The sequence below is a fragment of the Desulfobotulus mexicanus genome (assembly GCF_006175995.1).
Taxonomy (GTDB): Bacteria; Desulfobacterota; Desulfobacteria; order Desulfobacterales; family ASO4-4; genus Desulfobotulus; species Desulfobotulus mexicanus.
Genome location: NZ_VDMB01000049.1, coordinates 1 through 7,165, shown reverse-complemented (window position 1 = coordinate 7,165; position 7,165 = coordinate 1). Strand labels below are relative to the sequence as shown.

The window sequence follows — 7,165 nt, the reverse complement described above, 5'->3', positions numbered from 1 at the left end:
ATCCTTCAGGCTGCCGCTATAGAATTCCTGGTAAATGGGAAGGTGTGAATTTTCACCCATCAGCAGGCAGAGGTTCACCTGAGGTAATGACTCATGATCGCGATTATAGCCCCACTCCACATCATCAATAAGGTTTGAGTATGATGAGATGGAAGTAATATCCAGGGCCAGATACTCTTTTTCTGACCGCAATTTGCACCATAACTGATAAAATTGATTCTGCTGATCCGCTGAGATCACTCCCATAAGTTCACTTATCCGCTGAGAAGACATGCTGCCCACAGGCAGGCATTCTGTMTTTCCGATGAGGCAGCGTTTATTTCTGGATTTTCCCTCACTATTTCGATAGGATTTTGACTCATAAAGATAAGTATGGTTTCCAACTTTTTGCTTCACGATGCAAGTCATGCTTCCCCCCTTGTGGTAATATGTTATTATACCTGCAAAGGGTCAAAAAACCAGCTTTTTTAAACTTTTAAAAAATTAATTTTCAACAAAAATCAAGGGTAATCCTTGGTGTTTCAGGTTCTTACGCAAAATATTAGCACGGCATTAAGCGTTGTAGGTATACAAATCAACAGGGAATCGAGGTTATTAATGTTACGCTGCATGTGATAACCCCGTCACCCTTAACAGGGGGCGGGGTTTTTTATTTAACAATAAAAATGTAAAAGGAAACAATGCAATGCAACTTCTGGCAGTAGCACCAAGTATGCTAAACGGAAAGAAGTGGCGCCGATTTAATAATTACAGCTTTGCTGCAAAGGATCCTGTTATCAATATCGTTGGTGCTGAAGTCGGTAAGGCTTCATTAGCCATGCCATTAGCCTTTATCGTTAGCGAATTCCAGTATACATTGGTTGCTGTTTTGTCACCAGTCAATAATGAGAACGCATTCATTTCTCCTCAGGGTAGCTGGCTTGGTAATTATGTACCTGCAACCTTTCGAAGCTATCCGTTTCGGTTATATCAGGCTGAAGATATGAAAGCACCTGCGCTTTGTATTGAAGCTGATAGTAATCTGCTTGTAGATCAGGGAGACGATACAGCTGCTGATGCCCTTGAATTTTTTGATGAAAACGGGAAGCCTGCAGCTGAACTTCAAAAAGTTATCGACTTCCTTACTCAAATAGAACGTAACCGTATTGCCACACAAAAAGTGGTAGACCTTGTAGCTCAACTTGATTTATTAGAACCTTGGGACTATCAGCCTTTAGTCGATGATACAATTCAAAAGGTTAATGGTCTGTACCGAATAAATGAGAAGAAACTCAACGATCTTTCCAGTGCAGAATTCCAGCATTTACGTGATGAAGCTGCCCTACCCATTATTTATGCACAGTTGATTTCTACTAACCACATTACAGTTTTTGACCATCTGTTCAGGCTGCGTAAGAAAGTTTCATCTTCACAAGTAAAACCACTGGATATTGGCCAAATAGAAGAGTTGTTTAGTGATAATGACGACACCTTAAAGTTTTAATTAAGAGTTCTATGGATACCTGGACGACGATAATGGTCCGGATACTGAATACGTATTTGGGTATCTATGGAGAAGCTAAGCGGTTGCTTGCCGTTTTATTTTTCTGAGTAACGGCTTTCAGTTTCTATAGTATTGAGAGCATGGGAGACTGTCCACCCTGTAACGAAAAGGAAGTATTATGTCCGAACAGCCTCAGTTGATTACCATCGACAATCAGAAGTACGATTTATCAGAATTGAGTGAAGAAGCCCGGACTCAGCTGTTAAACATTCAGGTAACGGAAGAGCATATCCGTAATCTTGGCAACCAGCTTGCGATAACGCAGTCAGGTCGTAATTCCTATGCCGAAGTATTAAAGCAGCGTCTACCTGAAAAAGAGGCACCTTCCGGCACAGAATCCGATGTAGTGACTATTGATGAGCGCAGGTATCTGCTTGAAGATTTCAGTGAAGAAGGTCGTCAGCAGCTTTTGAACCTTCGCACCGCCGATGCAGAGCTGAAAAGGCTCAAAGATCAGGAAGCCATAGCCCATACAGCTCGTGAATCCTACGGTCGTGCCCTGGCAGAGGCCATTAAGTCTGCCCGTCCTGTAACGGTACAGTAGGTGTGAAAAAAAGGTTCAGCCCTCCTTGAACCCCCTTACCGCCTTATCGGGTGGTGGGGGGGAGGCTTGTCATTAGCTCTTGCGCCTTTAATGCGTGTGGCTTCGGTGTGAGAGAGTGTGACTCATACAAAAAGAAAAGGTGGAAGCATTATCAGAAAGCTGTCTTGCTTCCCACTTCTCACTCCCCACTTCCCACTGTCCCTTTTTCAGGCTATGCTTCTTCCCGCCATATGAATCAGCAACCAGCGGGAGGCCCCCTTGAACCAGATGCTCACGGATTTTTATGTAAAACCCACATCGGATATCTTCATAAAATATCTCTTCGGCAAGGAAGAGCATAAGCCCATTCTCATTGATTTCATCAATGCCGTTATGAAAAACTCTGGATTCCCTTTGATCACAGACCTTGTGATTAAAAATCCTTTCAACATCCAGACCATCCTCAATGCCAAAGAAACCATACTGGATATCAAGGCAAAATCTTCTGATGGCAGGTGGATTGATATAGAAATGCAGAACTCGGATAAGGGCTTTTTCGGGGAGCGGGCTTTGTATTACTGGACTGCCCTCTATGGAGATCAGCTGGTTACGGGGGATAATTATGCTACCCTGCGTCCTGTGGTCTGTATCAATATCCTTGACTTTAAGATGTTTAAGAATGTGGATCGATACCACCTCTGCTTCATGCTCCGGGAAAAGGATACGCCGGAACTGCTCCTGACGGATCACCTTTCCCTGCATTTCCTTGAACTTCCCAAGCTTACTGCTTATAATCTGGATAAGAGTCTGGATAACTGGCTTTATTATCTCAAAAATGAAGGCCTGAACAAGGAGGATGGTATTATGGAAAACATCTTGAAGAACAATCCTCAGATAGCCAACGCCAGAGAAAAGTACATGAGTTTTACTCAGGATGAACATATGCGTGAAGCCTATAATTCCCACATCAGATGGAAGCGGGATCATGATTCGGCTTTGTTTTTTGCCAGAAACGAGGGGCGTAGTGAGGGACGTAGTGAGGGACGGCATGAAGAGAAGTTCCAGACCATCATGGAGCTTCGGGATTTCAATATGAAGCCTGAAGAGATAGCCAGGATTACAAGGCTGACCCCTGAAAAGGTAAGAGCTGTTATTGCCGCAGGTGACAAGGGTCTGGATCTGCTGATGGAAGATGATGCTACCAGGCACTAACCACCTTCAGCCATAGGTAGCCCAGGGTGTGCCTTGCATCCGTTTAATGCCTTGTGGGTTATTTTGTGGTTTCGGTGTGAGAGAGTGTGACTCTTGCAAAAAAGAAAAGAAGGAAGCAGAGATTGAAAAAGACGAAGACAGCCCCTGTAAAAGAGGCTGTCTTCAGGTATTGCTTTGTTCTTACAAAAACCTGTCTTGCCTACAGGCTTAGGAAAAAGTCTTTGCCATCCTGTCTCTTACCGGAGCATAGGTAGCAGAACCCCTTCTCCAGGGTTTTCCAGATCAATATAAGTCTCCGTACTGTCTCCCCTGTTGCAGACTACCGGGATATTGCGTCTGCAAATCTCTTCGACAAGACTACAGGAGAATAAAGCAACCAGCTTCTTACAGCTGACAACCCTGCCAAAGCTCCCTTCTGCCAGAAAAAACTCCGTATCTATTCTGGCTTCATACACCGGGTATTCTGTCTCAGGGTCTCCGGCTCCATAGATGTACAGGGTCATGTCCAGATCCCCCCAGTGACAATCCTTTACCAGCTCAAAACTTATCAGGGAAAGGTCAGCAATAGTCTCCTGTACACTGTTAAATTCTGCTTCCAGGTCTGAAAGATAGAGCGTAAGAGTAAGGTTTTTGATAAGCATAAGGCTGTCTCCTTAAACAAGACAGTCGAACACCCAGAGGGCATTCGACCGCATAAAGTAAGAGGGAAAGCGTTCTTTTGGGCTCAGCTACTGTTTTGCTATCTCTGCCTTACCCAGACACAGTGCTGGTAACAGCAGTTCCACCTTTTCCTGGACAGTCCTGTTATCCCTGAAGGAATGCAGCTTAGCCAGTACAGCCGTCATCACAGCCAGATCATCGAGATAGCCTATGGGGAAGATGATATCCGGTATAAGGTCTATGGGACTGATGAAGTAGCCTAAAGCCAGAATGATGCTGGTTTTGGCCCATAAGGGAACCTTACCCTCTGTCAGGATCACATAGAGCGTAACAGCCGTCTTTAGAACCTGGCATCCTGCAGAGGCTGGCAGCTCCTGTATCTTCTTTTCAAACTTTTCTTCCGAGTAAGCCTTTTCATACTTTACCCGATTCCTATGCACTTCCTGATGTACATTCATCATGGGGATACCTCCTGCTTTAAGATGGTCTGTGGGAGAACTTCCTTTAGAAAAAATACTCTGGTAGCTGTGAAGAAGCTTTGAAAGTGGGAGAGCAGCTTTGAAAGAGGAGGGGAGGGGAGAACAGCTTTTTTCAGGATAGAGCTTCTACCTTTACCGTATAAACTCCCATGTCGTAATAGGAACAGAAGTTTACCTGCCAGAGACAAAACAGGGAGTGGTTGTAGCCTATGGGAAATTCTTTACCCATATGCTGAAAGATACCCAGAGAGAAATCAAAATCCAGCTCCTTTGCCAGTTCAGGCGGGTAGCCCACATAGGTAAAGTCTGTAATGTATTGAATGCTGCCATCTTCAGCCACCATGATCTCTACAGGGTGAAAGCCTCCTGTATCGGGAGCATACCCTGTATCTCTGAAATTCAGGATGACTGCCTTGTTATCGGTGTTCCCTGATACCCGTATTTCTTTGGTCAGTATCTCTATAAGCTCTTTAGAGATGGGGAGAGGATATCCCTGCTTTTTTATGTCCATGTAGCCTCCTGTAACGAACCCGGCCCTATACCATCTTACTGGTATAGGGCCGGGTCTTTTCTTTAGGGTTGTTATCTTTTATTCCTTGGGAATACCGTTTTATCTCTGTTTGTGCTTTGGCTCCCTCTCTGTCAGCCAGACTGTCTTCCCATCGTTAGCCCTTCTTCCCCCTTTCCCCCGTCAGAGGGAGAGACTGCTGCAAAAATATATATTCATAGAAATAATATATACTTGAAAGGCATTTTGAAACGCTTTTGCCTGGGTGGCAGTAGGAGGAGAGCTGAGAGTGAGGACGCTTAAGCATAGTGTCTATTGAATGTGAACTTGTGATGCACCCTGATGCATACTTTCTTTTCCCCTTCTTTAGAACAGTACTCTTTGCAAGACAGATTTCTCTGCAGATGTTCAAACTTGTAGGGAGGCAACTTGCCGAAGGGGGGGGTAAAACTCGTTGTCAGATAAAAATTACTGGAACCACCGGAACCATCCCGGCACCACAGGTGGAACCAGCTGCTGAGCTGACTGAACAGTGGGTTTTGACCGAATAAAAATTTTACTGGAGAAGACTGCCTGAATGCTCCCCTTTGTAAAGGCTCTGGTAAGACTGCTGCCTCCCCGTATCTACTGAGTTTTGAGATAGATATTATCTATATAAGCAGACGAATCCGTCTCTTGGCTGCTGGCCTGGATGGAGAGAGCCTTCTCCTGACAAGCCAGCCAGACGATAAACCAGACAGCGTTAAGCTCAGCTAAACGAACCTTTAGCAGAGTGTAACGCTGGCAAACAGCAGGGAGGTAATGCCGATGCGCTATGTAACTTACTACAGGGTATCTACAGCCAAACAATCCCGGAGTGGACTGGGTATGGAAGCCCAGCAGCAGGCCGTAAAGGATTTCTTACAATACTATGGAGGCCAGGTGATAGCAGAGTTCGTGGAAGTGGAGTCCGGTACCAGCAGTGAAAGACCTCAGTTCCAGGCTGCTGTCAGTCATGCCCTGTTGAGTGGAGCTACTGTTCTGGTAGCCAAGCTGGATAGGCTGGCCAGAGATCTACACATCATTACGGGGCTGCAGAAGATGGGAGTACGGTTTCGTTTGTGTGATCTACCGGATGTGGATCCTCTTACGGTACACCTCCTGGCTGCTGTAGCCCAGCATGAAGCCAAAATGATTTCTGCCCGTACTAAGGCAGCACTGGGTGCCGCAAAACAGCGGGGAGTGCAGCTGGGTAATCCGGAGCTGGCCGAGGTGCGTAATCGGGATACGGGTGCTGCCAGAAGATGCAGAAGAGCCAAGATAGGGGAGTGGAATCAGAGGATCCTTCCTATCATCGCTCAGCTGGAATCTGAGGGCTTTACGAGTGGAGCTGCCATAGCCAGAGAACTGAATGCCCGTGGTTTGCAGAGTCAGCAGGGGAGGTTCTTTGACAGGGCTGCCATCTCCCGTATCCGGCGTACAGCGGGTAAGAATATGCAACCATCTAAATACATGGAGGACTACCATGCCAGTACTTACTTTGGACGCTAATGTGGTTCGGGATACCGTCTGTCCCGCAGGTAAAAAGAAGATAGATATCTATGATGCACTCGCAAAAAGTCTCAAGCCATATTTTGTGAGGAAAAGTTGAAAAGATTGTTCCGGGACAAAAATATCCTTACAAATTGATGAATCGAGTCTGGTAGATGCAAAATGCGCTCTTTGACAATCTTATGAAGGGCAAATTTAAGGGTGTTTGCCCCCTCACCTCGCCTTTTTACCCTTTTGAGGCGATTTCTGAACGCAGTTGCCCTCAGGATGTTTAATCCTGTCACTTTGAGTACCGCTGCAACCCTGACCCTTGTCATTCCCCTGATCCGCAGATGTTTTATTCCAGTCATGCGGTCAAGGTCGGACATGGTTGCCTCGACGCCGGAACGAAATCGGTAGACATCTCGAAAACCCTCCGTTTTTTCCACCACTCTTCGTCTGGCCAGACGTAAAACTTTGTCGTCATACTTAATGGTTGCACTGTTCTTTAAAATTTTTACAGGACAGTCGGATTGCCTCGGGCAACCTTCACAGGTGACCTTATCGAAGTGAACAATCTTGCCATCATTCTTACCGTTCTTGATCTTTTTAGGCTTCTGGCCTTCAGGGCAGGCAATCATCTCGTCTGCATCCGAAAACGAGAATTCGGTCAAACTGAAACCCGCCGGAGTTTTGCCCATAGCCGGGGAGACAATTTCGACTCCAAGCTC

General features: G+C 45.8%; 8 protein-coding genes and 1 pseudogene. 4 read left to right on the top strand and 5 right to left on the bottom strand.

The genetic code is table 11. The features are described from left to right. Nucleotides 1-408: pseudogene (locus FIM25_RS17235) on the bottom strand (hypothetical protein); the annotation flags it as partial. A 277-nt stretch (nucleotides 409-685) separates the two neighbouring features. Between FIM25_RS17235 and FIM25_RS16630 the strand changes: the two are divergent. The 3 genes from FIM25_RS16630 to FIM25_RS16615 all read left to right on the top strand — a co-directional run bounded on the left by FIM25_RS16630 (nucleotide 686) and on the right by FIM25_RS16615 (nucleotide 3,278). Next, nucleotides 686-1,483 carry a SapC family protein gene (locus tag FIM25_RS16630; RefSeq protein WP_139450975.1) on the top strand — a complete coding sequence of 266 codons (798 nt, stop codon included), beginning with the start codon at nucleotides 686-688 and terminating at the stop codon, nucleotides 1,481-1,483. A gap of 178 nt (nucleotides 1,484-1,661) precedes the next feature. Beyond that, the gene (locus FIM25_RS17415) at nucleotides 1,662-2,087 is read left to right on the top strand and encodes a DUF6447 family protein (RefSeq protein WP_218961491.1); all 426 of its coding nucleotides are present in this window, start codon (nucleotides 1,662-1,664) and stop codon (nucleotides 2,085-2,087) included. A gap of 267 nt (nucleotides 2,088-2,354) precedes the next feature. Beyond that, nucleotides 2,355-3,278: an Rpn family recombination-promoting nuclease/putative transposase gene (locus FIM25_RS16615; protein ID WP_246052255.1), complete on the top strand. Its 924-nt coding sequence runs from the start codon at nucleotides 2,355-2,357 to the stop codon at nucleotides 3,276-3,278. Between the two features lie 236 nt (nucleotides 3,279-3,514). Here the strand turns inward: FIM25_RS16615 and FIM25_RS16610 are convergent, their stop codons facing one another. The 3 genes from FIM25_RS16610 to FIM25_RS16600 all read right to left on the bottom strand — a co-directional run bounded on the left by FIM25_RS16610 (nucleotide 3,515) and on the right by FIM25_RS16600 (nucleotide 4,928). Next, on the bottom strand, nucleotides 3,515-3,919 hold the full coding sequence (locus tag FIM25_RS16610) for a hypothetical protein (protein WP_139450973.1): 405 nt from the start codon (nucleotides 3,917-3,919) through the stop codon (nucleotides 3,515-3,517). A gap of 87 nt (nucleotides 3,920-4,006) precedes the next feature. Further along, nucleotides 4,007-4,399 (bottom strand): YkvA family protein, encoded by a 393-nt coding sequence (locus tag FIM25_RS16605; protein ID WP_139450972.1) that lies wholly within the window; start codon nucleotides 4,397-4,399, stop codon nucleotides 4,007-4,009. A 130-nt stretch (nucleotides 4,400-4,529) separates the two neighbouring features. Continuing rightward, entirely contained in the window at nucleotides 4,530-4,928 is a 399-nt protein-coding gene (locus tag FIM25_RS16600; RefSeq protein ID WP_139450971.1) for a DUF2787 family protein, read from the bottom strand. 804 nt (nucleotides 4,929-5,732) lie between these two features. Between FIM25_RS16600 and FIM25_RS16595 the strand changes: the two genes are divergently transcribed. Continuing rightward, the gene (locus FIM25_RS16595; protein WP_218961489.1) at nucleotides 5,733-6,455 is read left to right on the top strand and encodes a recombinase family protein; all 723 of its coding nucleotides are present in this window, start codon (nucleotides 5,733-5,735) and stop codon (nucleotides 6,453-6,455) included. A gap of 71 nt (nucleotides 6,456-6,526) precedes the next feature. Here the strand turns inward: FIM25_RS16595 and FIM25_RS16590 are convergent. Beyond that, a partial coding sequence (locus FIM25_RS16590) for a transposase (protein ID WP_179953479.1) occupies nucleotides 6,527-7,165 on the bottom strand: 639 nt, incomplete at its 5' end.